Origin of the sequence: Myxococcus sp. XM-1-1-1, assembly GCF_020037095.1 — a bacterium.
GTDB classification, from domain to species: domain Bacteria; phylum Myxococcota; class Myxococcia; order Myxococcales; family Myxococcaceae; genus Myxococcus; species Myxococcus fulvus.
The window spans coordinates 276,622-303,001 of sequence record NZ_JAIQDH010000007.1; the positions used below are offsets into that span (position 1 = coordinate 276,622).

At 70.9% G+C, this 26,380-nt stretch carries 22 protein-coding genes; 14 read left to right on the forward strand and 8 right to left on the reverse strand.

Features of this window, described 5'->3' with window-relative positions; all coding sequences use genetic code 11:
• Positions 1-54: 54 nt before the first annotated feature.
• Positions 55-2,091, reverse strand: a complete 2,037-nt coding sequence (locus tag K8640_RS16740; protein ID WP_223747922.1) for a hypothetical protein — start codon at positions 2,089-2,091, stop codon at positions 55-57.
• A gap of 113 nt (positions 2,092-2,204) precedes the next feature.
• Between K8640_RS16740 and K8640_RS16745 the strand changes: the two genes are divergently transcribed.
• From K8640_RS16745 to K8640_RS16765, 5 genes are all read left to right on the forward strand, one after another.
• A complete protein-coding gene (locus K8640_RS16745) occupies positions 2,205-2,387 on the forward strand; it encodes a Xan family putative trans-acting RiPP leader peptide (protein ID WP_046711779.1) in 183 nt (60 codons plus the stop codon).
• Positions 2,384-3,400, forward strand: coding sequence for an aromatic ring-hydroxylating dioxygenase subunit alpha (locus K8640_RS16750; RefSeq protein ID WP_223747923.1), 1,017 nt, complete (start codon positions 2,384-2,386; stop codon positions 3,398-3,400). Before K8640_RS16745 ends, K8640_RS16750 begins: the two co-directional genes overlap by 4 nt.
• A gap of 52 nt (positions 3,401-3,452) precedes the next feature.
• Positions 3,453-4,409 carry a c-type cytochrome gene (locus tag K8640_RS16755; protein ID WP_223747924.1) on the forward strand — a complete coding sequence of 319 codons (957 nt, stop codon included), beginning with the start codon at positions 3,453-3,455 and terminating at the stop codon, positions 4,407-4,409.
• 98 nt (positions 4,410-4,507) lie between these two features.
• Positions 4,508-6,421 (forward strand): hypothetical protein, encoded by a 1,914-nt coding sequence (locus K8640_RS16760; protein WP_223747925.1) that lies wholly within the window; start codon positions 4,508-4,510, stop codon positions 6,419-6,421.
• A 17-nt stretch (positions 6,422-6,438) separates the two neighbouring features.
• Positions 6,439-7,584, forward strand: a complete 1,146-nt coding sequence (locus K8640_RS16765) for a hypothetical protein (protein WP_223747926.1) — start codon at positions 6,439-6,441, stop codon at positions 7,582-7,584.
• A gap of 301 nt (positions 7,585-7,885) precedes the next feature.
• Here the strand turns inward: K8640_RS16765 and K8640_RS16770 are convergent, their stop codons facing one another.
• Complete coding sequence (locus K8640_RS16770; protein ID WP_223747927.1) at positions 7,886-9,166, reverse strand: TldD/PmbA family protein; 1,281 nt, start codon at positions 9,164-9,166, stop codon at positions 7,886-7,888.
• A gap of 734 nt (positions 9,167-9,900) precedes the next feature.
• On the opposite strand from K8640_RS16770, the gene K8640_RS16775 reads away from it, so the two are divergent.
• Positions 9,901-11,265: a metallopeptidase TldD-related protein gene (locus K8640_RS16775; protein WP_223747928.1), complete on the forward strand. Its 1,365-nt coding sequence runs from the start codon at positions 9,901-9,903 to the stop codon at positions 11,263-11,265.
• Between the two features lie 4 nt (positions 11,266-11,269).
• Here the strand turns inward: K8640_RS16775 and K8640_RS16780 are convergent, their stop codons facing one another.
• On the reverse strand, positions 11,270-12,637 hold the full coding sequence (locus K8640_RS16780) for a cupin-like domain-containing protein (protein ID WP_223747929.1): 1,368 nt from the start codon (positions 12,635-12,637) through the stop codon (positions 11,270-11,272).
• 94 nt (positions 12,638-12,731) lie between these two features.
• On the opposite strand from K8640_RS16780, the gene K8640_RS16785 reads away from it, so the two are divergent.
• A complete protein-coding gene (locus tag K8640_RS16785) occupies positions 12,732-13,616 on the forward strand; it encodes a pirin family protein (protein ID WP_223747930.1) in 885 nt (294 codons plus the stop codon).
• A gap of 90 nt (positions 13,617-13,706) precedes the next feature.
• Positions 13,707-14,351: a hypothetical protein gene (locus tag K8640_RS16790; RefSeq protein WP_141332407.1), complete on the forward strand. Its 645-nt coding sequence runs from the start codon at positions 13,707-13,709 to the stop codon at positions 14,349-14,351.
• Between the two features lie 22 nt (positions 14,352-14,373).
• Here K8640_RS16790 and K8640_RS16795 read toward each other — a convergent pair whose 3' ends face one another.
• From K8640_RS16795 to K8640_RS16810, 4 genes are all read right to left on the reverse strand, one after another.
• The gene (locus K8640_RS16795; protein WP_223747931.1) at positions 14,374-15,591 is read right to left on the reverse strand and encodes a 50S ribosomal protein L11 methyltransferase; all 1,218 of its coding nucleotides are present in this window, start codon (positions 15,589-15,591) and stop codon (positions 14,374-14,376) included.
• An 87-nt stretch (positions 15,592-15,678) separates the two neighbouring features.
• Complete coding sequence (locus tag K8640_RS16800) at positions 15,679-16,107, reverse strand: 2TM domain-containing protein (RefSeq protein WP_141332409.1); 429 nt, start codon at positions 16,105-16,107, stop codon at positions 15,679-15,681.
• Between the two features lie 70 nt (positions 16,108-16,177).
• Positions 16,178-16,654 (reverse strand): carboxymuconolactone decarboxylase family protein, encoded by a 477-nt coding sequence (locus K8640_RS16805; RefSeq protein ID WP_223747932.1) that lies wholly within the window; start codon positions 16,652-16,654, stop codon positions 16,178-16,180.
• A gap of 112 nt (positions 16,655-16,766) precedes the next feature.
• Entirely contained in the window at positions 16,767-18,356 is a 1,590-nt protein-coding gene (locus K8640_RS16810; RefSeq protein ID WP_223747933.1) for a PLP-dependent aminotransferase family protein, read from the reverse strand.
• Positions 18,357-18,467: 111 nt separating this feature from the next.
• Here K8640_RS16810 and K8640_RS16815 point away from each other — a divergent pair, with 111 nt between their 5' ends.
• The 6 genes from K8640_RS16815 (at position 18,468) to K8640_RS16840 (ending at position 24,514) form a co-directional block, all read left to right on the forward strand.
• Positions 18,468-18,740 (forward strand): helix-turn-helix domain-containing protein, encoded by a 273-nt coding sequence (locus K8640_RS16815; RefSeq protein ID WP_223747934.1) that lies wholly within the window; start codon positions 18,468-18,470, stop codon positions 18,738-18,740.
• A 324-nt stretch (positions 18,741-19,064) separates the two neighbouring features.
• Positions 19,065-19,268, forward strand: a complete 204-nt coding sequence (locus tag K8640_RS16820) for a cold-shock protein (RefSeq protein WP_141332411.1) — start codon at positions 19,065-19,067, stop codon at positions 19,266-19,268.
• A 73-nt stretch (positions 19,269-19,341) separates the two neighbouring features.
• Positions 19,342-19,524, forward strand: coding sequence for a hypothetical protein (locus K8640_RS16825; protein ID WP_141332412.1), 183 nt, complete (start codon positions 19,342-19,344; stop codon positions 19,522-19,524).
• A 212-nt stretch (positions 19,525-19,736) separates the two neighbouring features.
• On the forward strand, positions 19,737-19,943 hold the full coding sequence (locus K8640_RS16830; protein WP_141332413.1) for a cold-shock protein: 207 nt from the start codon (positions 19,737-19,739) through the stop codon (positions 19,941-19,943).
• A 90-nt stretch (positions 19,944-20,033) separates the two neighbouring features.
• Positions 20,034-20,909, forward strand: a complete 876-nt coding sequence (locus K8640_RS16835; protein WP_223747935.1) for an ABC transporter ATP-binding protein — start codon at positions 20,034-20,036, stop codon at positions 20,907-20,909.
• A gap of 11 nt (positions 20,910-20,920) precedes the next feature.
• On the forward strand, positions 20,921-24,514 hold the full coding sequence (locus K8640_RS16840) for a M1 family aminopeptidase (protein WP_223747936.1): 3,594 nt from the start codon (positions 20,921-20,923) through the stop codon (positions 24,512-24,514).
• A gap of 70 nt (positions 24,515-24,584) precedes the next feature.
• On the opposite strand, the gene K8640_RS16845 is transcribed toward K8640_RS16840, so the two are convergent.
• Complete coding sequence (locus K8640_RS16845; RefSeq protein WP_223747937.1) at positions 24,585-26,261, reverse strand: long-chain fatty acid--CoA ligase; 1,677 nt, start codon at positions 26,259-26,261, stop codon at positions 24,585-24,587.
• Between the last annotated feature and the right edge of the window lie 119 nt (positions 26,262-26,380).

Below are 26,380 nucleotides of genomic sequence, written 5' to 3' on the forward strand. Positions count from 1 at the left end.
CCGGGGGAGGTCGGGGCGGAATCGTCGTGAGCGGTCATCGTGAAGTCTGTGCTCTCAGAGCCGGAGTCGAACGTTGATGCCGGCGCGGAACAGGCCCATGTCCACCGGCGCGCTGGGGGCGATGCTGGCGTCGGGCTGGAAGCGGAACTCGCCGCCGCGCTCTCCAAAAGGAACTTCCACGTAGGCGGCGACCGTCACGTCGCGCAGCCGGGAGGCATTGATGTCCAGGCGCGCCACGTAGGACGGGTCTCCCACGTTGCCCATCACCGTGAGCGTCGTCGTGGGCTCGTAGATGTTGCGCGCGGTGACGGCCACCTGCGCCATGCCGTAGAAGCGGCCGAAGTAGAGCGGCTGGAAGTCACCCACCGCCTGCACCCACGTCAGCAGCTCGCGGTCGTCGCTGCCCAGCTGGTTGTAGAACCCCTCCAGCCGCACCACCGTCTTGAACGTGTCCGCCACGCGCAGCTCCACCTGCGCGCCGCCGCTGGCCTGCACCTGGAGCCCGTCGAGCGCCCGGACCTGGAAGCCCCCCGCCCGCGAGCGCTCCCACGTGGCCACGTCCGCGCCGTGCACCAGGGCAATCTCGGTGTTGAAGTCCAGCCGCCCCAGGCCAATCGAGTAGTCCACGCCGTAGCGGGGCCGCCGGCCCTCCATGAACGAGCCCGAGACCGCCAGCTCGCTGGTGCCCAGCGCCATCTCCGCGCGCACAGCGCCGCCGTAGCGCACGCGGTCCCCGTCCGCCGTCACCTCGTCCAACAGGTCCGCCGTGCCGATGAGCCACAGGTTGGCCGCCATCTCCTCCCACGGCACGTTGACCTTCACCATGTCCACGCCCGGCCTCAAGTCATAGAGGAACAGCGGGTCCGGGTTGCGCGCGCGCAGGAAGTCGGTGGTGTTCCAGATTTTGGAGCTGCCCCACTTGATGTGCTGCCGCCCCGCGGTGATGAAGACGTGGTCGAACAGGCCGAAGTAGATCCACAGCCGGTCCAGGCTCGTCGCGGGCGTGGAGAGCACCGGGTCCAGCGGGTCGTACGCCATGCGGCCCACCGCGAAGCTGCGCAGCCCGTCGAACGGCTTGAAGTCCAGGTACACATCCAGGAGCGCCGGGAAGAACGGGTCCACTCCCGTGGCCGACGTGCTCGCGCGCCTGGCCCCGGCCACCTCCGCGCGCTGCAGATAGAAGCCGCCCACCGTGAGCAGCTCGGGCACCTTGAGGAACGCGGAGGGGTGCAGCGGGTCCTCCTCGACGGCGTCCTCCGTCACCGGCTGGGGCCCCGCGGTGGGACCTCCCGCCGCGGAGGCGACGCTCGTGCCCGACGCGGCCACGTCATCCACCACCACCGGCCGCAGCGACGTGTCCACGTCCATGGGCGGCGCGGGGCGCGGGGCCTCCGTCTCGCCCTCGATGGTGGGCACCGCCAGCTCCAGGCTCGCCACGGCGGGCTGCGTGGCGGCGGCGGGCTCCGCGAAGGCCTCCACCGTGTTGCCGTCCGCCGTCTCCGTATCGTCCTCGGACGCGGTGCCGGAGGCGGACACCGTGTCGCCTGCCTCCTCCGGGGCCACGGTGCCGGCGGAGGACAGCTCCGGCGGCGGCTCCACGCTCGCGGTGAGCGCGAGCTTGCCTCGCACGGGCTTCTGATACGTCAGCGCGCGCACGTCGCCACCGGCGAAGAACACCGCGAGGCCCCGCGACGGATAATGGAAATACAGCGAGGTGTCCGCCGTGGCCTTCACCACGTAGCAGGGCTTCTTGCTCCAGCCCGTCTTGGGACACGCGGGGCCGAATTGTTTCTCCACCGCGGCGCGCGTGGGCGCGCGGGTGGGGAAGACATCGATGCGCCGCAGCTTGCGCGTGCGTGTATCGACGGTGAAGCGCGCGCGCTGCGTCCCCGCTGGCGAGGACTGCCCCTGATAGTCGAGCACCAGCGCGCCGTCCTCGCGGCGTCTCGCGTCGGGCTCGCCGAACAGGATGCGCAGCTGCGCCTCGGTCGTGACGCCCGGTCTGGCTTTCTTCCAGGGCTCCGCGTGAGCCGTGCCATGAATCAGACACAACATGGCCACGATGCGCACGACAGAGGGGGCAGGGGGCATGGAGGGCCGCAGTCTAGTGGTGTTGTGACACGCGTGGAAACCCACGGTGGGTTGACATTCCCCCGCTCTTCCTCCGAGCATCCACCTCCCCCTGCGTAGTGGAGGCCACCCACATGGCGTCGGAAGAGGCGGTTCAGTCCCCATCCGAAACAGCGGCGAACGCGGTATCCACTCCGAATCCCTCCGAGGCTCCCGAGGCGGTGTCAGCTGCTCCCGAGAAGCTCGATGAGATAGAGGAGATCGACTTCCTCCTCGAGGAGATTGAAAGCAAGATCGCCCCGCTCGCCCTGGCATGAGCACGGCTGGCGAGGTCCGCTCGTACCGGGACACCTTCGTCCCGTACTGGCATCCGGTGGCGTACGCCCATGAGCTTCGGGAAGGCCCCCTGGCCGCCCGGCTCCTGGAGACGGAGCTGGTCCTCTGGCGCACCGCCTCCGGTGTCGCGGCCACCCAACGCTACTGCGCGCACCGCGGAGCAGACCTCTCCGCCGGGACTGTCACACCCCAGGGACTTCGCTGCGCGTTCCATGGATGGACATACGCCCAGAGCGGCTCGTGTGTCCGCATTCCCTCTCAACCCCAGACGCCCGTCCCCGAGCGGGCCCGGGTGAGCAGCTACCTTGCCGCGGAGCGGCATGGGCTCATCTGGGTCTGTCTTTCGCCCGAGCCCGCGGCGCCGCTGCCCGAGTGGCCGGAGCTGGCCGACAGCGCGACGGTGGCCACGGTGCCGCTGCCCCGCCTGGACTGGGACACGTCCGCCGGACGCATGGTGGAAATCGTCCTGGACGTGGCTCACCTATCGTTCGTTCATGAGGGCACGTTCGGCAATCCGGAGCAGCCCGAGGTGCCGGCGTATGACGTGGAGAAGCTGCCGGACGGGCTGCGCGCGCAGATTGTCTACCCGGCGCTGGCGCCCGCGGTGGGGAGCGCTCCACCCCGGGTGGACCGCACCACGCTCACGTACGAGGTGACGTTCCCCTTCACCGCGCGGCTCACCTTCAAGCCCACGCTCTTCTATCCGCACACCGTCTACGCGGTGGCCTCGCCCTGGTCGGAGGAGAAGATGCAGTGCTTCTACTTCGCCTCGTACCACCCGAGGATCCGCAACTTCGCGGAGCTGTTCGTGAAGTCGGAGTCGGCCATCCTGGAGCAGGACCGCCGCGTCGCGGAGGGGCAGCGCCCGCGCGCGCACCCGCTGGACTTCTCCGGAGAGGTCCCCGTGAAGGCGGACCGGCTCCCCATCGAATACCGCCGGGCCCTCGCGGCCCTGCGCCTGGGCCGTCCTCCGGACGCGCCCGCATTGGACTAGCCACAGGAGTCGCTCGAACGTGAATGCCGGGGGCCGAAGCTGGGAGAGGTGCGTGTCCGTGGTGGCGCTGCTGGTCGCCGTGAGCGGCTGTCGGGAGAAGGACGCGGCCCCCAAGCCGCCGCCGCCGCCCGCCGTCGTCGAGGCGAAGCCCGCCGCGCCTCCCGCCCCCAAGCCCGTGTCCGCCCAGGCCGCGCTCGTGGAGCGGGGCCGCTACCTGGGCGAGTCGGTGCTCGGCTGCGTGGACTGTCACACGCGGCGCGACACGGGCCGCTTCGGTGGACCCCTGTCGGGTCCTCCGCTCGCCGGCGTGTGCTTCGGCCCGGAGTGGGACCTCCCCGGCACGCTGTGCGCGCCCAACATCACCTCCGACCCGGTGCACGGCGTGGGCAGGTGGACCGACGCCCAGCTGCTGCGCACCCTGCGCGAGGGCTACGGCCAGGGCGACCGCACGCTCTTCCCGATGATGCCGTACATGGAGTGGCGCGCCACCCTGTCCGACGGTGACGCGAAGGCCGTCGTCGCGTGGCTGCGCACCGTGCCCGCCGTGGCCCTCCCCACGCCTCCCTCCCAGCTCGCGCCCGAGGTGCTCGCGGACATCAAGGACCTGGCCGGCCCCCTGCCCGGACCCGTGGCCGAGCCCGCCCAGGACGACGTCTCCCGGGGCCGCTACCTGGCCACCATCGCCCAGTGCGCCTTCTGCCACGCCAGCGCGGACGAGGAGCCCAGGCCCTTCGCCGGAGGCCGCGCCGCCCCCACGCCCCTGGGCGAGGAGCCCGTGCCGTCCCTGCTCCCGGAGGGGCCCATCCTGAAGGACCTGAGCGAGGACGCCTTCGTCGCCCGCTTCACCGCCTTCAAGGACCTGGCCCCCGCCCCCAGCAAGAAGGGCCAGGTCAACAAGCTGTCCATGCCCTGGCGCGCCTTCTCCTCCATGAAGGAGGAGGACCTTCGCGCCGTGTACCGCTTCCTCAAGACCCAGGGCACGGCAACGCAGCGCGCCACGGGCCCATGAATTGGCGCGGCGCTTTCTGAGAAAGTAGGATACACGCCTAGCCCTCCGCTGAACGTCACCGTGCCCTGCGCTGGTGAGCCGCGCTGGACTCGAATCTCATGACCCTGTCCTTCAAGAAGTGCGTCCTGATGCTCCTGGTGCTGGCGGTTGCCTCGGGCTGCAACCTGCTCGACACGTCCGACGTGGAAGGCACGCGTGGCCGTGGTGCGCGAGCGTTCGACCCGTACTCGAGCTCCGCCTCCGGGGCCATCTCGCTGTCCCTGCTCTGGTACAAGGGCTGCGCCATGCTTCCCACGGGTGAGCCCGTGACGAAGGGTGACCTGAACCTGCCGGACTATGGCGCCACCTGCTACAACCTGAACAACGGCTACCCCTCGGAGACGAAGCCCTTCGAGCCGGTGGAGCCCTTCGCCCGGATGATCGTCACGCCGGGGGAGCTGTACTTCCTGCGCGAGTTCTCCGCGATGGACGTGGAGCTGGCGCGCTTCGAGGACCCCAACGACAGGCGCACGCCGGCCGCGTGGATGCGGATGGAGTCGCTCTTCAAGGACCTGGACTGGTCCGGCCTGTCCTCGGGGCGCGACGCGTGGAAGCGCCTGGAGCCGAAGACGTTCCTGCGCGAGACCTTCTACGAGAACGCCGCGTGGATGCTGGCCACGGACGACACGTTCCTCCTGGAGGTGCTGGACGCGGACGGCAACGTGCGCACCAGCATCACGTACTCGCGCCGGGACTTCCTCGCGGAGAGCGCCGTCACGGGCCGCACCCGCGCCAGCTTCACGGTAACGGGCCTGCAGCGCCCGCTGTTCCCCGGAGACCCGACGCCGCGCCGGGCGGAGAACTACGACGCGCTCGAGTTCGCCACGGCGGTGAAGGTGTCGCTCGCCAACTCCACCAACCCGTTCAAGTCCTTCACCATGCCGGACCTGCGGGGCGAGGGCGTCATCCGCCTCACCTGGAGCCAGCTGCCGCTCAAGCCGTTCCTCTTCCCCGTCACCTTCCAGCCCTCCTCGGAGCGGCTCGCGACGTGCTACCAGCTGGGGCCGGACGGGCTGGCCACGGACGTGCCCACGCCGTGCGGCTTCGGCCTCAAGCAGCAGGTGCAGGTGTCGCGCCCCGCCAACGGCACCTTCTTCAACGCCGGTGAGACGGTGGACTTCGTGGTGTCGCTGCAGGACGGCGACGGCCACGGCCTGCACCCGCGCGACTCCATGCCGTCTTACTTCGACTACCTGGGGGAGGGCTCCAACGGCCTGGCCTACTTCAACGAGCAGATGCTGCTGACGTGGCGTGACAGCAGCGCGTCCGAGTCCGGCTTCAAGGTCGTGGGTCCGCTGCAGAACCTGAAGGTGGTCAACGGGGACTATGTGCCCAAGGACTACTTCGCCTATCCGGCCGCGAGCGAGCCGCAGTTCTACGTGCCGCCGGACATCATGGCCGTCGCGGGCGGCATGGCGGTGCGTCCGACGACGCGCTACGCGGTGCCGCTGCCTCCGGACGCGAAGCCCGGCACCTACGCCATCCTGCTCAAGGGGCACCGCAACTACGAGGGTGAGCGGCTCAACCGGTTGGACCCGTTCTTCTTCCAGGTGGGCCAGGCCGCGCCGACCTCGTACCCGGGCCGCATCGGCAACTGCCAGGTGTGCCACAACGGCGTGGGCTCGCTGAGCAACGTGCACCACGGCGTCTCGGTGGACCACGTGGAGACGTGCAAGGTGTGTCACCACGACGACGTGGTGGGGCACGTGTCGGACTTCATCCACCGGCTGCACATCTCGTCGCCGAAGTACGCGCAGAACAAGGGTGACTGCACCCTGTGCCACCTGACGCGCGAGAGCACGCTGCGTCCGAGCATGAACGCGTGCGCGGGCTGCCACCCGGGCACGCACGGCACCGAGTACTTCGACCTGCAGTTCCAGGAGCTCAACTCTCCCCCCAACGCCTTTGGCAACTGCGCCAACGCCTGCCACGTGACGACGGTTCCCGCCGAGCACGTGCTGCCGGCGCGCTGAGCCCTTCGAGGACCGCGATGAAGCTCCGCTCCCTAGCCTCCAGCTTCCTGCTCTTCGCCGCCGCCGGTGGGTGTTCCAGCTCCGACGCGCCCGTCAACATCCCGCCGGACACCGCGCCCGTCGTCGACCTGCCGGCGCGCACGACGAACGTCTCCGGCGTGCTCTACGACCCGGAGGCGTTCCTCGTCGCCTTCATGACGGTGCCCGAGGAGGAGGCCGGCAACGCGCTGCCCGGCCTCTTCGAGGGGCCGTACACCTTCCTGTCCGCCATCATGGGGGGGCAGGTGTCGCTGTCGTCACCGGAGGGCGGCGGCGCGCTGGTGTCGGCGCCGTCGGACTTCGGAGGGACCTGGTCGGTGGTGGGGGCTCCGTCGGGTGAGACGACGGCCTATCTCGCGTCCGCGACGCCTCCCGAGGAGCCGGTGGAGCCGAACCCCGACTTCCCCGTCCCGATGCCGACGACGACGTACTTCCCCACGACGTACGTGCGGCCCATCCTGGCGAGCGTCACGCAGTGCTACGGCCAGGCCGCGGTGCTCGTGGGCAACACGGGCGCGCTGGACGCGGTGGCGCAGGCGATGACGGAGGCGGGCACGCCGACGACGCCCGCGGACCTGTTGGACCCGACGAAGACGGGCGGTGTCGCGCTCCTGTTCGTGCACGACATGAGCTTCCTGGCGGACCTGTTCCAGACGCCGGTGTCCAGCATCGCGGAGGCGTCCGCGGGGCGGCTCTTCCCGCTCGACTGGGCGCCCGTGGAGGAGGCTCCGCTGCCGGGGCAGTCGCCGATGGGCTTCATGGTGCTGCCCGGCTCGGAGAGCTTCCTGGGCTACTTCGCGCTGGTGCTGCCGCCCAACGCCACGGAGCCGGTGACGGTGAACCTGGTGGACACCTTCGTGCCGGAGCCGGAGCCGGACCCCGAGGCGCCGCCCCGGCCGTACCTGATTCCGCCGGTCATCGTGGAGCCGCGCCCGGGTGAGGTGAGCGTGTACCGGGCCTTCGGGCAGATTCCGATGCCGCCGGGCGAGGAGCCGCCTCCCGGTGGTGGGCTCGAGGACCCGCCGCCGCCGGAGCCGGAGCCCACATGGACCTGCTACATCCCGCCTCCGCCCGTGGAGCTGCCCGAGGAACCTGTCGACCCCGAGGGTCCGCCGGCGGAGTAGCGACGAGGGCCCCCAGGCCTTTGGGTCGTGACACGAGGACGCGCTCCGATGTCGAGGAGCCGTCCTCGGTTCGTTTCGTGGGGATGCTTCGGTCGTGAGGGTTCGTGTGTAGGGGCGGTACGTCACGAGAGCACGCGCTCCGACTTCGATGCACCCGGTCTCCGCCTGGTTAGCTCGGATGCCGCGGCCATGAGGCGCGCGCCCGGATGGCGGTAGGCCACGCGAGCATTCGCCCCGAGGTTTCGCGTCCTCGGCTGGAGGAGCGAGCTCGTGGCGGCAGGTGCCCGCCTCGGGCCCCCGCTCAGGTCCCGGGCCGCACGCGCAGCTCGCGGAAGCGGACCGAGGGCTGCCCGAAGGACACGGGCAGCGGGCCATGGTCCAGCTTGCGGCACCCTCGCGTGGCGAAGAGGTTGCGCGCGTCGGCGCCCACCGCATCGATGTGGGCCAGCGCCGTCAGCCCGTTGCCGGAGAGGACGCCGGGGCCCACGCGAGGGCCCGCGCGCCCGTCGCGCACCAGGCGCGCCTCGACGATGTGGAAGCTGAAGTCCCCCGACAGGAGGTTCATGTGCCGCGGCGTGAGGTGCTGCACGAGCAGCCCGTGGCCCACGTCCGCGAGGAGGGACGCCAGGTCGCCTTCATGCGGCTCCACGCGGGTGTGCGCCATGCGTGGCAGGGGCGGGTGACGGAAGTCCACGCGCCGGCCATGACCGTTGGGCTCCAGGCCGAGCGCGCGGGCGCTGCGCGCATCCAGCATGGGCGAGGTGACGATGCCTCCACGCAGCAGGGGCACCGCGCGCGCGGCGTGCCCCTCGTCATCCCACGTGAAGCCGAGCGCACCCTGCGCATCCGTGGGGTCGTCGGACACGTGGACGAAGGGCTCGGCCACGCGCTGTCCCAGTCTGCGCGCGAGGAAGGAGCCGCCGCGCGCGACGACATCGCCCTCCAGGGGATGGCCGCAGACCTCATGGAAGAAGCACGCGGACGCCGCGCCCGGAGGGAAGAGCACGGGCAGCGCATCGTCGGGGCACGGCACGGCGGGAGTCGTCTCCCGGAGCTCACGCACCAGCGTGTCCACCCACGCTTCCAGCGAGGGCAGGGCGGCATGGAGGCGCGCGGCGTCGGGATGCGTGACGCAGCGCCACGCATCGAACCGGGGACCGCCGGCCTCGCCATGGAACGCCTTCACCTCCAGCAAGGCATGGCGCGTGTGGTCCTCCACCATCCGCTCGGGCTGAGCGTGGAGCGTCCAGCGGTCCACCTCACGCAGCGTCACCTCGAGGTGGAGCGCCCCGGCCGCGCGTGCGACGTCCACGAGCCGGCGCACCACGTCCTCACGGAGCGCGGCGCCCTCCGAGAGCCTGGAGGACTCGGCGAGCGGCGCACGTGCCCGTTCGAGCACTTCGGACGGGAGGAGCCCCGGAGCGGGTGTTCCACGAGACAACTCCGTCCACGTGTATTCACCGTGGCTCGGGGGACCTTTGCGGACACAGGCGCCACGCTCGAAGGTGGCGGGCAGAATCCGTGTGCCGGAGCGGAGGTGGAGCACGTCGGAGACTTCGCGCCGCTCCACGAACCAATCCAAGACGAGGGCTCCTTGTGTCAGCGTCGGGGGCGCGCGAGGGAACGCGTCCCTCCGGGTTGTATCACGCTGCGCGCTGCTGGACCGAGACCCCACCCACGCGCACGCGCCGCGAAGATGTCGAGCATGACCTCCGGGCGGCTTCGGCCTCGAGCCTGTCTGGGTGCACCGATTGATTCCGATGAGGCCCGCCAGCCCGTGTCGACAGGGTGCTTCGCAGTGGGCGGGCATCAGGCCGAAGGGCATGACGGCCCCAGGGAGAGGGCCCTCGGTCATGCGCGATGGCGCGCGCCGACTGATTCTGATGGGAGCCTGCGAGCCCCTGAGGCCGGGGCGCTTCGCGGTGAGCAGTTCATCGGGTTGATGCCGCGACGGACTTCGGACAGGTCTCTGCGACGAGCCTGTCTCGGTCTGGCCCTCGGGCTCCGATAGGAGCCGGCCTCCGCCGCTCGCGCGCTTCGTGGCGAGCAAGGTGTCGGGTCGAGAACGGCGATGGACTCCAGCCAGGTTCCCGCGATGAGACTGGCTCGGTCAGTCCCGTGGGCTCCGATGGGAGCCGATCTCCACGGAGAGCGTGCTTCGTGGTGCGCGGGGCCTCCGGTCGAGGGCCGTGGCGGACTTCCGTGATGCATCTGTCTCGGTCTCGTTGGTTGATTCATGATGGGCTTCATCCCGTGATGACGGTGGGCAGGTCGTCAGGTTTCGGATGTGCCGAGCGATGCGAGTCGGGAGTCTGCATGTCGGAGCATGACGAGGACGTGAGGTTGGAAGACGCCAGCCTGGTCTCCACGGGCGGCCTGTCGCCCCAGGACTGGAGTGTCCTGGCGCGGGAGGTGATGGACCGTCTGGGCCGCGAGCGTGGCTGGCGGGGCGTGGAGCTCTACCTGCTGTCGTACGACAACCTGTCGCTGGACTACGACGTCGCCTCGAAGACCTTCTCCAGCAGCTCCGGTGGTGCGCTCACCGTCTCGGCCCGGGTCTGGCTCGGGGAGGCCGTGGGCACCGCCATCGATTGCGTGCATGACCGGGCGACCCTGGAGCAGGTGTTGCTGTCCGCGGAGGAGAAGGCTCGCACGGGGTCGACCGGGGTCTTCCCCACGACACCGTCGCCAGGAACCCCGCTGCCCACGGACGCATGGCGCGGGGCGACGGACTTCTCTCGCGCCCACCGGTGCGCCGAACGCATGGTGAAGGACGTGCTGCCCCCCGGCGTCGTCGTGCAGGCCCTGGTGGTGAAGCAGGAATGCACGGGCGCCTTGTCCGTGCGAAGCGACGGCTTCGAGGCGTTCCGTCGGACCCATCAGGAGGTCGCCTTCCTGCGCTGCGAGACCTCTCGCGGCGCGGTGGTGGACGCCGTGCCCCTTTCTTGGGAGGCCTCGAAGGGGAAGGGCGACCTCGAGCCCATCCGCGCCCGGCTGGCCGACGCCGTGGCCGCGCTCGAAGGACCCGCGAAGCAAGCGGACCGCGCGCTCCCGCTCGTGCTGCGGCCCCTGGTCGCGGCGCCGCTCGTCGCGGGGCTCACGTGGCTGTTGCGAGGAGACATCGCCACCGCGACGCCCGCGCTCGTGCGCGCCGTGGGCCGCAAGCTCTTCCCCTCCATCCTGACCGTGGAGGACGACCCGCTGGACCCGCGCGGCCTCCAGCGCCGTCAGCTCGATGACGAAGGCCGGCCCACCCGCGTCCTGCGCCTCGTCGACGAGGGGCGCCTCGTGGGCTTCCTCCACTCGGAGGAGACGGCCGCGCGCCTCGGCGTCGAACCTGGAGGCCGAGGGCTCCGCGACCTCGTGCACCCGGCGACGCCCACGGCCCTCAACTTCTGCGTCCTGCCGCGCGAGGACACCCTGCCCGCCGACTACACGGAGCTGGTGGCGCGCGTGGAGAACTTCTCCACCATGCCCACGCCCGGCATCGTGTCGCTCATCGCGGGAGGCTGGGAGGTCCGCGACGGCCGCCGCGTGCACCGCGTGGAGCCGCTGGAGCTGGAGCTGCCCGTGCTCGAGACGTTCCGCTCCCTGCGCGGCGTGGGCTCGGACCTGGCCTTCTTCCCCTCGGCGGAGGGCTGCGGCACGCCCACCCTGGTCCTCCCTCCGCCGGGAGGCTGAGCCGTCAGCGCCGACGCACGGGCTCGTGGCGCCACACCGCGCGCCACCGCGCCAGCTCATCCAGCAGCGAGCGCACCCCCACGCGAGGAAACGCACGCGGCGGCAGTCGCCGGAAGAAGTCCTCCTCCAACGTCCCCACCGACACCGGCCTGCCGGAGCTCAGCGTCTCCGTCAGCGCCTCGAGCCGCCGCCGCGCCACCGGCGAAGGGCGCAGCGTCCGCGAAAACCCATTGGCCGCCACCACCACCTGTCCGCCCTCCAGCGGCACGGTGACGATGGGGCGCGCGGGGCTGCCCACCACCGTGTCCTCGGGCGTGAGCGGCGAGAGCCCCCGCGCCTCCGGAGGCGGCCCATCCAGCGCGCCGTTGGTGAGGAAGCGCACCCAGCCCTCGGTGAGCGTGTTGCGCGTCGTGCGCAAGCCCTGTCCGCGCCCCTGCTTGCCGAGCGCGTCGCGCACCGACCTCGGCAGCGCCCAACCCTCGACCCGGGGCAGCTCTCCATGGGACAGCCGCTGCGGCCACGGCTGCTCGGGCGCGCGGTCCAGGAACATGGGCGCGCGGAAGTTGAAGCCCAGCGAGGCGGCGATGGTGAGGCCCTCGCTCGGCTCCGAGCGATGCCAGTACGACGAGGGCCAGTACATGATGTCGCCCGCGCCGGCCTCCAGGAAGCTCGCCTGCGCCATCACCTGACGCGTGTCCTCCGCGTCGCGCAGCACCACGCCATGTGGCCGGTCCTTCAGCCCCGGGTCCGCGTGCGGCGCCACCTCCGGTCTGGAGCGCATCGCCTCCAGCGGCCAGAAGCTCATCCGTCGACGTCCCCGGATGACGAAGTAGAAGACGTGCAGGTCATCCTTGTGGATGCCGAAGGGCGTGTGTCGGTAGTTGCCCAGGAACAGCGCGGAGTCCGCGCCCCCCAGCGGCACGCCGAGCGCGCCGTGGACGCCGGACAGGAAGGTGCGCATCTGGAGCCAGTGGCTCCAGTGGTGGCTCTGCGTGTTGCTCAGCACCAGCCCGAACCTGCGTCCGTGGAGCAGGTGCTCCATCCGCCGCGCGTACCCGTCGACGTCGCCGTCTTCCGCCAGGGGCAGGTAGCGCGACATCGCCACGGCCGCGAAGACCTCCGGCGGTCCCTCCGCCGTGGCCTCGTGCTCCACGTAGAAGCGCACCGGCAGCATCACCTCGCCCTGGCGGTAGCGCGTGCCCACGTCCACCAGCGCCTCGAAGACTTCGGCGGGCGATGGAAAGTGGCGGGGGAACAGGCTGGGGAAGAGGGTGGGCCCCACGTCCCAGTGCTCGCGGGCGAAGCGCTTCCAGAAGGCCCTGGGCAGGGCGAGGGACGGTTCGACCGGGAGTGCGGCGGAGGCTCGTGCCATGGGTCCGGGGGGATGCGCGAGGAGAAGGCCGGGTGATACTAGCATCCGGCATCCGGGCTCCACGACACGGGGCGCCCGGCCAGGAGAATCGAGCATGGGGAAGGAGTCATCAGTGGCGGCGCGCGTGGACCCTTCGGTGGAGCGCGGCGTCGCGGCCCTGTGGACCGCGAAGCCGACGGAGCTGGTGGGCGAGTCGCGGGTGCTGCGCGCCCTGCCCAGGGTGGAGCTGCGGCGCGTGGGCCCCTTCGTCTTCTGCGACCACTTCGGCCCCGCCCCCGCCACGCCGGGCACCATGTCCGTGCCGCCCCATCCCCACGTGGGACTCCAGACGGTGACGTACCTGTTCTCCGGCGCCATCCGTCACCGCGACTCGGTGGGCTCGGTGCAGGACATCCACCCGGGGGACGTGAACTGGATGACCGCCGGACGCGGCATCGTCCACGCCGAGGATGTCGACTCGAGCCCCGGCGCCGCCCCGCTGCACGGCCTGCAGACCTGGGTCGCCCTGCCGCGCGAGCACCGCCACACGACGCCGTCCTTCGAGCATGTCCCCGCCTCCAAGCTGCCCCTCGTCGAGCACGAGTGCGCCCGGGTGCGCGTGCTCGCCGGCCGGCTGGGGGACGCCGTGTCCCCCGTGCCCACCTTCCATCCCCTGACGTACCTGGACGTGGAGCTGGAGGCGGGCGCCTCGGTGTCGCTGCCCGTGGAGCCCACGCACGCGCTCGCGCTCTACGTGGCGGACGGGGAGGTGGCCGTGGGCGGGACGACGGTGGAGCGGGGCGTGCTCGCGCACCTGGAGGACGGCGGCGCCGCGCTGGCGCTGCACTCGGTGCGGGGCGGCCGGGCGGTGGTGCTGGGCGGTGAGCCGCTGCCGGACCCGCTGGTCATCTGGTGGAACTTCGTGGTGGACAGCGTGGCCGAGGGCCGCGCGCGGCTGGCGGACTGGGAGGCCGGACGCTTCCCGCCGCTCGCCCCCTGAGCTTCCGGGGTGACAGGCCCTCGCACCCGAGGGCTTCCTTCGCACGACGCGAATCCGGTGCATGCTGCGCGCGCACTCGGGAGGACATGGATGTCGGGTCAGTCGTTGGCGATGAAGCTCTTGGAGGGCGCTCGGGAGTGGGCGAAGCGCCTGCCGTCCCCGCTCTCCGGAGACGTCGCGGTGGACGTGGGCGGCAAGCGGCTGCGGCTGTCCCACGTGCGCGTGGAGACGGTGGTGCGCCAGCTGCTGGTCAAGGCGAAGAACGTGGAGCTGCGCCACTGGGAGGCCCGCCCGGAGCTCTATGACATCCGCCTGTCCGTGAAGGGCTGGAAGGTGCGCGTGGAGACGACGCTGGAGCGCGTGGAGTTCGCCTCGGGGCGCTACCGGCTGTGGCTGCGCACGCCCGGCCGCGTCGAGCTGGAGGAGTCGCGCGGCGCCTCGTCGCTGGTGATGGGCCTGCTGCGCGCGGGGGCCGGCCGCTCCGCGCTGCGCGCCATGGCGGAGCGCCTGTTGCCACCGGGTTTCCGCTGGGATGGTCAGGTGCTCCAGGTGGAGGGCCGCCTGCCTCCGGAGGGCGTGCTGTCCGCGAAGCTCTTCGAGAACGCGTCACTCGCCATGAGCGTCGAGCACGTCGAGGAGGGCCTGTGGCTGGGCGCGGAGGCGTGGCCCGGCCTGGTCGACCTGCTCCAGGCGGTGTTCGGCACGGAGCTGCCGCGCACGCCCCCGGGGATTTGAGCCCCGAGGGCCTGGAGGTCGCTCAGGCCAGCTCGACCTTGAAGCGGTGTCCGTGTGAGCGCTGGAGGCTGGAGCGGATGCGCACCTTGTCCCCGGGCTTCACCTGCACCCGCTCCCGGAACTCCTTCACCAGGAAGCCCCAGCACGTCGCGGGCGCGGTGGGGGAGGTCGACAGCACGGTGTGCTCGTCCATGTGCGCGCGGAAGTAGAGGGCCACGCCGCCCAGGGTGCCGGGCGCGTTCGCCTCGAGCACGGATTCGACGGGCGCCTCGTCCATCGCCTCCGTCAAGTCCTGGTCGAGCCTCACGTCCCGCAGCACGCAGGGCCTGGTGAGCAGCGTCTGCGGCGGGCCTGGCGGCACGTTCATCCCGCCCAGGTCGAAGTTCGGTCCGGCCACGTCGTACGCCTCGCGCAGGCGCTGGAGCACGGGGCGGAAGGACAGGCCGTAGAAGTCGTCGAGGTTCTCCGCCTCGCGCAGCATGCGCTGACCGGAGCTCACCGGCTCGGTCATCTGGACGCCGACGCACATCGCCTCGATGCGATGCGGAATCAGCCGGCCTCCGGGCGCGAGGAACCGCCGCGTCGCGTCCTGCATCGCGGGCAGCAGGTTCTCCCCGAACGGGTCCACGTTGAGCAGCTCATGGACAATCACATTCGCGCGCTCGGGCAGCTCCACGTCCCGGCTGTTGCCGTGGAACAGGGTGATGCGGTCCGCGACGCCATTCTCGGCGTACATCTCCAGCGCCACCTCCGCGATGGCGGACTCGTCGATGGCATAGACATGCCGCGCCCCTGCCTTCGCGGCGAGAATCGCGAGCACGCCCGTCCCCGTTCCGATGTCCAGGACGACCTGGTCCCTGGCGTGCCGGAACAGCGCCGAGCGGTACGCGTGCACGCGGACCGTGTCGTAGAGCATCCGGTGGTGCTCGGTGATGTCCGCGAAGCCCCCGGGCCCCATCAGGTAGCGCGAGCTGTCCACCGCCGCGCCCTCCACCGGCACCACCAGCGAGTGCTCGACGAGCGTGTCGAGCGCCTCGGTGAGCTGCTCGCGCGAGAAGGTGCTCGGCTTCGACAGCAGCGCCTCCTTCGGGAGCGCCGCCTGCAGCGAGCCCACCAACCACCACTGCGCGGGGGTGAGCGTCAACGGCGGCTGGGACATGGACCCGATGGCGGTCATCTGCCCCTGCGCGTTCATCATCAACAAGATGGACTGAGATACCCGGAGCTGCTCGGTCGACACGGTGGCCTCGCTCGGTTTCAACCCAATTCTAGGAAAGCGAGGCTGAGTCTGCCTTATCTCGAGGTCCATCCCACGCGCATTCGCGCGCTACTCATCCTCCGGGACGTTCAGTGCGCGTCGGGCCATGCCCATCGTCACGCCCATGGTGTGGAACGCCAGGCCGATGCCCCAGCCAATCGCGGGCCAGACCACGAACCAGGTGGGGCCGGAGAGGATGTCGATGAGGGTGAGCGCGCCGATGACGATGGTGTAGCTGAGGCCGTGCGTGGCGAGCCCCAGCAAGTCCTTGCGCAGCTTCAGGCGGTCCTCGTTCTTCTTCCCGCGGGTCGCCAGCGCGGCCTCCACGGACGCCTCGCTCAAGCCCATCTCGCGCGCCATGGCGAGCACCTCCTCGCGCGTGAGCTTCCGCTCGTGGGCGCGGCTCTTGAGGGCGTGGGTGCTCGCCTCGCGGATGAGGTCCGCGGCCTCCGCTTCGGTGAAGTGGGTGGGCGGCGACTGGGTTCGGGTCTCGGCCATGGACCGGGGACGTTAGTGCGTCACCCAGGCCCGCGTCGATACGAGGCGCCCACGCCCGACGGCCTCCGGCTCAGCCCGCCTTCTGCGCGGTCTTCGGCGCCTGGTACGTGCCGGGCAGCGTGCGGGCGGAGATGGCCAGGCGGTTCCAGGCGTTGATGGTGGCCACCGCGCCGGTGAGGTCCGCCAGCTCCTTGTCCGTGAAGTGCGGCTTCACCGCCTGGAAGACGGCGTGGGACACGTGGCCCTCCTTCAGGTTCGTCACCGCCTCCGTCCAGGCCAGCGCCGCGCGCTCGCGCTCGGTGTAGTAGGGGCTCTCCTCCCAGGCGTCCAGCCCGTACAGCCGCTGCTCCGACTCGCCGAGGGCGCGCAAGTCCTTCCAGTGCATGTCGATGCAGTAGGCGCACCCATTGAGCTGCGAGGCGCGCAGCTTGATGAGGTGCAGCAGGCCCGCCTCCAGGCCACACTGGTGCAGGTACTTCTCCAGCCCCATCATCGCGCTGTAGATGCCCGGGGCGAGCTTCGCGATTTCGAAACGCTGCGCTTCCATGGTGATTCCTCCGTGGCGAGCGGGACGTCGTGTCCGTTCGTCGATGGGCGTGAAGTAACCGGGCGGCGCCCACGGCGCGAGGGCCACTCGCGCACCCGTCGATGGAGCCACTTCAGCGCAGGGCCCGCGCGAGCAGGCGGACCCCTTCTTCAATCTGGTCCTCGGGCACGCAGGAATAGCCGAGCAGCAGCGCCCCGGGCCCCCGCGACGCGACGCGGAAGGCGGACAGGGGCTGTGTCATCACCCCGGCCTCGATGCCCCGCGCCGCGGCCACCCCGTCGTCCACGCCCGCTGGCAGCCAGCCCACCAGGTGCATGCCCGTGTGCAGGGGCTCAAGCCGCAGCCGTCCGGAGAGCTCGCGTCGGGCCGCCTCCAGCAGCGCCTGCTGCCTGCGCCCGTACAGCACGCGCATGCGCCGCACGTGGCGGCTGAAGTGGCCCTCGTGGAGGAAGTCCGCGAGCACCGCCTGCTCCACCACGGGCGTGTGGGTGTCGATGAACCGCCGCGCCGCGCAGAAGGCCCGCACCAGCGACTCCGGGACGACGAGGTAGCCCACCCGCAGCGCCGGGGACACCACCTTGCTGAACGTGCCGATGTAGATGACGCGCGCGTCCGGCGACAGCCCCTGGAGCGCGGGCAGCGGCCGGCCCTCGTAGCGGAACTCGCTGTCGTAGTCGTCCTCGACAATCCATGCATCCGAGCGCGCCGCCCACGCCAGCAGCGCCCGCCGCCGCGCCGGGCTCATCGCCACGCCCAGGGGGAACTGGTGCGCGGGCGTGACGATGGCCAGCCGCGCGTGCGGCGAGAGCCGCGCGCCCGCCTCCACGTCCAGCCCCTCGTCGTCCACCGGCACGGGCACCAGCGTGGCGCCCGCGGCCACGAGCGCGCCCCGGCTGGCGAAGTAGCCCGGGTCCTCCACCCACGCGGCGTCACCGGGGTCCAGCAGCACCTGCGCCGCCAGGCTCATCGCCTGCTGCGCTCCGTTGACGATGATGACCTGCTCCGGCACGCACCGCACCCCGCGCGAGGTGGCCAGGTAGTCCGCGACGGCGCGGCGCAGCGGCGGGTGCCCTCCGGGGTCCGCGCGCTTGAGCAGGTCCCCCCACGAGCGCCGCCAGCGCGTGTGCAGCAGCCGGCCCCACAGGTCGCTCGGGAAGGCGTCCACCGCGGGCGTGCCCATGCGGAAGGCCAGGCGGCTCTCGGGGATGCCCGGCGCGCTGAGCCGCACGTCCGGAAGGCCCGCCACCGCGCTGCCCCGGCGCGAGATTCCCGGCGTGTGCCGGGCCCCGGGCGCCTCCTGCCGGGCGCGCCGCGAGGACTGCAGCCGCTCCGGCAGCTCGCTGGCCACGTACGTGCCCGAGCCCAGGTGGCCGCGCAGATAGCCCTCCGACAAGAGCCGCGAGTACGCGTTGAGCACCGTGTTGCGCGACACGTCCACCTGCTCCGCCAGCGCCCGCGTGGAGAGCAGCCGCGTGCCCGGCCCCAGCCGCCCCGAGACGATGGCCGAGCGCAGCGCCTCCACCAGCTGCGTCTGCAGCGAAGCGCCCGTGGAGCCGTCCAACACCACCGACGTGGCCGCCATCACCGGAGGCCGCTTGCGCGCGCGACGCCGAGCGGGCTTGCCGCCGCGAGGCGCGGGCTTCGCGGACGTCATCGCGCCCGCTCCCACCCGGCGCTGGAACCCGGGCCGGGCCGGGTCCATGGGAATTCACCGGGGTGATGTCCTGAATCACGAGCCATCACTGTTGGAAACGCGCGCAAGCGGGCTAGGTGGGGGGCGTAGCGCCCATCCAACGAGGGAAGGGGGAGCGTCATGTTCGGGGTGCCCTGGTTCCACTTCATCGTCGCGCCACCGCGCGCGAGAATCGAGGGAATGCGTGAGCGCCTCTTGCGCGCCGCCGAATCCCTGCTGCGCGAGGAGGGCCCCCAGGCGTTGACGCTGGAGGCCGTGGCCCGACGCGCCCACGCGGGCCGGGGTGCCCCGCGCTACCACTTCGGCGGGCGACAGGGGCTCCTGGAGGCGTTGGCCGCCCGTCAACACCCCCGCGTCCAGGGGCGACGTCGAGTGCCCCACACTGTGCGTTGAAGACGCTGTCGGCCCCTCGTCACTTCGAGGGCGGACCCGGCGTTTCGCCTGTCTGCCTGGATGCTTCGTCCAAGCGTCCCACATGTCCCGTCCGCGCGCGCGCCTTACCTTCCGAGATGCGGCGGACCGGAGGGGCGACCATTAAGCTGAAACGAGAATTGTTCGGGGTGCCCGTGCGTTCTTCCGCGCGGGGTTGGGGTCGGTGGGTTTTTTCGAGGTCACCCGGGAGATGACAGGGGCCTCCTATCAGGCTAAGGGCAGTTCCGCTCCCCAGGTTCGGGGGGCAGGGCGGCCTTGGATGCCGCGAGAAGAAAGAAGACGCATATGGCGACTGGTTCCGTGAAGTGGTTCAACGACGCGAAGGGCTTTGGCTTCATCGCGCAGGACAATGGCGGCCCTGACGTGTTCTGCCACCACACCGCCATCCAGGCGGACGGGTTCCGGACCCTGGCCGAGGGTCAGAAGGTGGAGTTCGAGGTTACGAAGGGCCCCAAGGGGCTGCAGGCGTCCAACGTTCGTCCCATCTGAGCGCGTCGCCTGGTAACCCGTGGCCCGGTCTCCTCGCGAGGGGCCGGGCCTTTACTTTCAGGAGGGAGGCGGCATGCAAGGAAGGTCGACGAAGCGCCAGAAGGAGCAGGCGCGCAAGCAGCATCAGCAGGAGAAGGACGTCAAGCGCGAGGAGCGCAAGCGCCTGAAGGCCGAGAAGGGACCCCGCCAGCCTGGCGACGTGGACCCCGACATCGCGGACATCGTTCCGGGGCCGCAGCCGCAAGTGGAGTACTGAGTCGTGGTCTCCCCATCGAGGCCCACCACGCGTCTTCGTGGTGGGCCTTGTCGTGTCCGGAGCTGAAGCGTCCTGGGGGCAATCGCTCACTGGTGGATGATCGCCCCCTCGCCCCGTCGACACGCCCTCCGGGTGTGGGCTACGCGTCCACTCCCGTGCCACGTTCCGGGCACGCGGCGACGTCCGACGTCGCGACAGGGAGGATGCCGAGTATGGCGACGGGTACCGTGAAGTGGTTCAACGACTCGAAGGGCTTTGGCTTCATCGCGCAGGACGATGGGGGCGCCGACGTGTTCTGCCACCACACCGCCATCCAGTCGGAGGGGCACCGCACCCTGCGGGACGGGCAGAAGGTGGAGTTCGACGTCACCAAGGGCCCCAAGGGGCTGCAGGCCGCCAACGTCCGCGCGCTGGACTGAAAGCGCGCCGCTCGCCCGCGCGGCCGTGCAATCGCACGTGGGGTGGGAGCGTAGGTGGGAGGTCCTCCCCAACGCTTCCTCCGGCGCCCCATGCTGCGAATCTCCGCTGTCTCCAAGTCCTACCCCAACGGCGTCCAGGCCCTGCGCGGCATCGACCTGGACATCGAGCGGGGGCTGTTCGGCCTGCTCGGGCCCAACGGCGCCGGCAAGTCCTCGCTGATGCGCATCCTCGCGACGCTGCAGGCGCCGGACGCGGGGCAGGTGACGTTCGACGGGCTGGATGTGCTCGCCCACCCGGAGGCGCACCGCCGTCACCTGGGCTACCTGCCCCAGGACTTCGGCGTGTACCCGGGCGTGAGCGCGGTGGAGCTGTTGGACCACCTGGGCCTGCTCAAGGGCCTGTCGCACGCGAAGGCGCGCCGTGAGCAGGTGGACGCGCTGCTGCACCTGACGAACCTGTACGCCCACCGCAAGAAGGCCGTCAGCGGCTTCTCCGGCGGCATGCGGCAGCGCTTCGGCATCGCCCAGGCGCTGCTGGGCGACCCCCGGCTGCTCATCGTGGACGAGCCCACCGCGGGCCTGGACCCGGAGGAGCGCCAGCGCTTCCACAACCTGCTGGGCGAGGTGGGGGAGAACGTCGTCGTGCTGCTCTCCACGCACATCGTCGAGGACGTGCGCCAGCTGTGCCCGCGCATGGCCATCCTGTCGGAGGGGCGGGTGCTGTGCGAGGGCGCGCCCGAGGCGCTGGTGGCGTCCCTGGAGGGGCGGGTGTGGCGCAAGACGGTGGAGAAGGCGGCGGTGGAGCGCTACCGCGCGGACTTCCCGGTGCTGTCCACGCAGCTGAGGGCGGGGCGCACGCGCGTGCACGTGCTGGCGGACGCGCGACCGGAGGAGGGCTTCGAGCCGGTGGCTCCGGACCTCGAGGACGTCTACTTCTCCACGCTGTCCGCCCGGCGCGCGGCGTGAGGGAGGCGGGCATGCTCGGCGGAATCCTCCACTTCGAGTGGCGCCACCAGACGCGCCAGGCCGTCTTCTTCGCGGCGGCGGCGGCCTTCGTCGCGCTCGCGTTCCTCTTCGTCTCCACCGGCTACGGGGGGGACAACCTCCACGTCAATTCGCCGCACAGCGTGGCGCAGTCCCTGGGGTTGTTGTCGCTGACGTCGCTCTTCGTGCTGGGCATCTTCTGCGCGAACACCGTGCAGCGCGACGCCGAGCACGGCATGACGGAGCTCATCTACACCACGTCCGTGCGCAAGCGGGACTACCTGCTGGGCCGGTTCCTGGGCGCGACGCTGGCGACGCTCGCGGTGTTCGGCGTGGCGACGCTCGCGCTGATGGCGGCGCCCTTCCTGGTGTCGCTCGCGCCCGAGCGGGTGGGGCCGGTGGGCGTGGGCCGCTACCTGTGGCCGCTCGTCGTGCTGGTGCTGCCCAACATCGTCTTCGCCGCGTCGCTGCTGTTCGCCGTCTCCGCGCTGTCGCGCAGCACGCTGGCGACGTACGTGGGCGGCATCCTCGTCTACGCGGTGTACGTGGTGGGCTCCATGTGGGCGGACTCGCCGCTGATGGCGGGGACGTCGCCCCAGACGCCGGAGGCCCTGGCGCGCGCCGCGCTGCTGGACCCGTTCGGCCTGTCCGCCTTCTTCGAGCAGACGCGCTACTGGACCGAGGCCGAGCGCAACACCCGCCTCTTCGCGCTGGAGGGCCACCTGCTGTGGAACCGGCTGCTGTGGCTGGGCGTCGCGGCGTGTGTGCTGGGCTGGGTGCACGCGCGCTTCTCCTTCCGCAAGTCCGCGGTGAAGCGCCGGCCCGACGCGAGCGCGGATGAGCTCTCCCGTGGGGCGCCGTCCACGTACCGGCCCGTCGAGGTGCGTGAGGCTTCCTGGTGGGCGGCGCTCGTCTCCGCGACGCGGCTGGAGCTGCGGCACGTGCTCGGAAGCTGGCCGTTCCTGGCGCTGCTGGTGCTGTGGCTCTTCATCGTCGGCATGGAGGTCGTGACGGGCGCGGGCCGGGGCGAGTACGGCACCCTTCGCATCCCCACCACGGGCCGGGTGGTGGAGCACCTCTGGACGCCCCTGTCGCAGCTGGGCACGTTGGTGCTCATCTACTTCGGCGCGGAGCTGGCGTGGCGCGAGCGCATGGCGCGCTTCGACGCGCTGCTCGACGCGACGCCCGTGTCGAGCGCGGTGTTCGTCGCCTCCAAGCTGCTGGCGTTGGTGGCGCTGGTGGGCGTGCTGACGGGGGCGCCCATCCTGCTGGGCATGGCGTTCCAGCTGTCGCGGGGCGTGACGGCGCTGGAGCCGGGGCTGTACCTGTCCTCGTTCTACTTCGCGGGGCTGCCGCTGGTGCTCTTCGCGGTGGCGGTGCTGTTCCTGCAGGCGGTGAGCCCGCATCGGTATGTCGGCATGGTGCTGAGCCTGGCCCTGGCCATCGTCTCGAGCCAGGGCGCGGGCTGGGGCCTGGAGCATCCGCTGACGCGCTTCGCGGCGGCGCCGGGCGTGGTGCACACGGACCTCAACGGGCTGGGGCCCATGGCGGGCTCGTTCACCGCCTTCATGGTGTACTGGAGCGCCTTCGCCGTGGTGCTGGCGCTCGTCACCTGGGGCCTGTGGCGGCGCGGCCTGGGCTTCTGCCTGCTCGCGCGCCTGCGGAGTCTGCCGGCGCGGTGGGGCAGGGGCGGGTGGCTCGCGGCGGGCGTCGCTGGGGGCGTGCTGGTGCTGATGGGGGGTGTCATCCTGCGCGACACGGTGCTCCAGGGGACGTACGAGTCGCGCGAGGCCTCACGCGACTGGAAGGAGGCGTACGAGCGCACGTACAAGGTGCACGAGGCGTTCCCGGTGCCGAGCATCACCGCGGTGACGGCGAAGGTGGACCTCTTCCCCCAGGAGGCGCGCTACCGCGTCACGGGCAGCTACCGGCTGGAGAACCGTACTCAGGAGCCCATCGACATGCTGTGGGTCGCGGTGCCCCGGTCCGCGCGGCCCGTGTCGCTGGCGCTGCGCGGCGCGGAGCAGGTGTCCCACGACGAGCGCTTCGGCATGGTCCGCTTCGCGCTGTCGCCCGCGCTGCCACCGGGTGGTGTGTCCGAGCTGTCGTTCGACGTCACCCGGGAGGAGCGGGGCGTGAGGGCGACGGACTTCGCGCTGGCGCTGGTGGAGAATGGCACCTTCCTGCGCAACACGGAGGTGTTCCCCTCGCTGGGCTACCGCCGCACGTATGAGCTGGGCAACGCGGCCGAGCGGCGGGCGCGGGGCCTGCCGGAGCAGCCGAGGCTGCCGAGGCTGGACGAGCGCGGCGCCGTGCCCGCGCCGGTGGAGCAGGGCTGGCACACGCTGGACCTCACCGTGTCCACGGACTGGGACCAGACGGCGGTCGCGCCGGGTGCGCTGCGACGCGAGTGGACCGAGGCGGGCCGGCGCCACTTCCACTTCGTGGAGGCGCGGCCGATGACGCCGATGTTCGCCATCGTCTCCGCGCGCTACGCGGTGGAGCGGACGCGGCACCAGGGCGTGGACGTGGAGGTGTACTACCACCCGTCGCACCCCTACAACGTGAAGGCCATCCAGGCGGCGATGACACGCTCGCTGGACGACTTCGGCGCGCGCTTCCAGCGCTACCCGGACGCGCAGCTGCGCGTGGTGGAGATTCCTTCGTACTGGGACTTCGGCGCGCTGGCCCTGCGGCAGGTCATCTACTTCGTGGAGGACCGGGGCTTCCTCACGGACATGGGGCGCGAGGACGACGCGGTGGACCTGGTGACGCGGCGCACGGCGCACGAGGTCGCCCACCAGTGGTGGGGCCACCTGCTGGACCCGGCTCCCGTCGAGGGCGCGACGATGCTGGTGGAGTCCCTGACGAAGTACGCCGAGCAGCGGGTGCTGGCGGGACAGGACGGTGAGCGCTCGCTCCTGCCCGTGCTCGCGTTCGACAGGGACCGCTATCTCTCCGGCCGGGGCGAGGAGGCGGAGGCCGAGCCGCCGCTCTACAAGGGCGCGGGCCAGTCCTACCTCTACTACGGCAAGGGCGCGCTGGTGATGAACGCGCTGCGCGACCTGCTGGGCGAATCGCGGCTGGACGCGGCGCTGCGCCACCTGCTGGCCTCGCAGACGCGTGAGAACACGCTGACGACGTTGGACTTGCTGGCCGCGCTGCACGCCCAGGCGTCCGCCGAGCAGCGCGTCCTCATCGACCAGTGGATGAAGGAGGTCGTCCTCTACGACTTGAAGGTGGAGTCGGCCACCGTGGAGGCGCTGGAGGACGGGCGCTTCCGGGTGAGGGCGCGCGTGGCCACGGCCAAGCACGCGCGGCGCGGGAGCGAGGACGTGCCCTTGCCCATGGACGAGGTGCTCGAGCTCGCGGTCTACCGTGGCTCGCCGCGTGACGGCGTCGTGGAGGACGTCCCGCTGCGCGTGGAGCGCCACCGCTTCCAGGGCCCGTCCACGGAGGTGGCCTTCATCGTGGAGGAGCGCCCCGCGTACGTGGGCGTGGACCCGGGCTTCCTGCGAATCGAGCGGGAGCGCGGGGACAACTTCCGGAGGCTGACGCCCCGGGTAGAGGCGTCAGCGTCCCGTTAGCGCGCCTCTTCCGGCGGCCCGGGGCCCCAGCATGCCCCGGGCCGCCGTGACGAGCGGCGCGCCGCCTGAATCAGGCGACCTTCTTCTCGCGCAGCTCGCGGCGGAGGATCTTGCCGACGTTCGTCTTCGGCAGCTCCGTGCGGAACTCGATGGACTTGGGCCGCTTGTAGCCGGTGAGCTGCTCGCGGCAGAAGTCCATGATCTGCGCCTCGGTGAGCGACGGGTCCTTCTTCACGATGAAGAGCTTCACCACCTCGCCCGAGTGCTCGTCCGGGATGCCCACCGCGGCCACCTCCAGCACGCCGGGGTGCATGGCCACCACGCCCTCGACCTCGTTGGGGTACACGTTGAAGCCGGACACGAGAATCATGTCCTTCTTGCGGTCGACGATGCGGGTGTGGCCGCGCTCATCCATGATGCCGATGTCGCCCGAGCGGAAGAAGCCGTCCGGGAACATCACCTTCGCCGTCTCGTCCGGACGGTTCCAGTAGCCCGCCATCACCTGCGGACCGCGGATGCAGATTTCGCCCGACTCGCCCATCGGGACGTCCTTGCCGTCCTCGTCGCGGATGGCGATCTCCGTGCCCGGCACGGGCAGGCCGATGGTGCCCGAGTACTCGGTGGCGACGGGCGTGTTGCTCGTGGCGACCGGGGACGTCTCCGACAGGCCGTAGCCCTCGATGAGCGGCACGCGCGTGAGCGCGAACCACTTGTCCGCCACCGCCTTCTGCACCGCCATGCCGCCACCGTTGGAGACCATCAGGTGGGAGAAGTCCAGCTTGGCGAACTCGGGGTGGTTGACCAGCGCGTTGTAGAGCGTGTTGACGGCCGGCAGGATGTGGAAGGGCTGCTCCGACAGCGTCTTGATGAACGCCGGGATGTCGCGCGGGTTGGGGATGAGGATGTTCATCGCGCCCATGCGGATGCCCATCAGCCCGCACACGGTGAGCGCGAAGATGTGATACATCGGCAGCGCGCAGACGATGTTCACCTGGTCGATGTTGCGCCCCTTCTGCGCCGGCGCCAGCCACGCCTCCACCTGCAGCAGGTTGGCGATGACGTTGCGGTGCAGCAGCATGGCGCCCTTCGACACGCCCGTCGTCCCGCCCGTGTACTGGAGGAAGGCGATGTCGTCGCGCGTCGTGGTGGCCGGCGTCAGCGTGCGCGAGCCCCCCTCCGACAGCACCTGCTTGAAGCTGACCGCGCGCGGCAGTTCGTACGCGGGCACCATCTTCTTGACCTTGCGCACCACGAAGTTGACCAGCGTGCCCTTCAGGCCACCGAGCAGGTCTCCCATCGTCGCGACCACGACGTGGCGCACCGGCGTCTTGTCCAGCACCTGCTGCAGCGTGGTGGCGAAGTTCTCCAGGATGAAGATGGCCTGGGCTCCGCTGTCCTTGAGCTGGTACTCCAGCTCGCGCGGCGTGTAGAGCGGGTTGACGTTCACCACGATGTAGCCCGCGCGCAGGATGGCGGCGATACACACCGGATACTGCAACACGTTGGGCATCATGATGGCGATGGTCGCCCCACGCTCCAGCCCGCGCGACTGCAGCCACGCGCCGACCCGGCGCGACAGCGCGTCCAGCTCACGGTACGTGATGACCTTGCCCATGCATTTGAAGGCCGGCCGGTCCGCGTACTTCGTGAAGGCCTCCTCCAGCAGGTGCGTCAGCGTCGGGTACTGACGGTCATCGATCTCCGCCGGAACTCCAGGCGGATAGTGCTTCAACCAGGGCTTCTCCATCGGCTCGCCTCCAAGGCGCGTGTCGTGGGGGTTGGGTTGGGGGACGCGGATGGTATCCCGATTGCGCTCCTGTTCGACCCTTCACGTCACCGATGTTCGTTGTCTGCCTTTGATGCGGT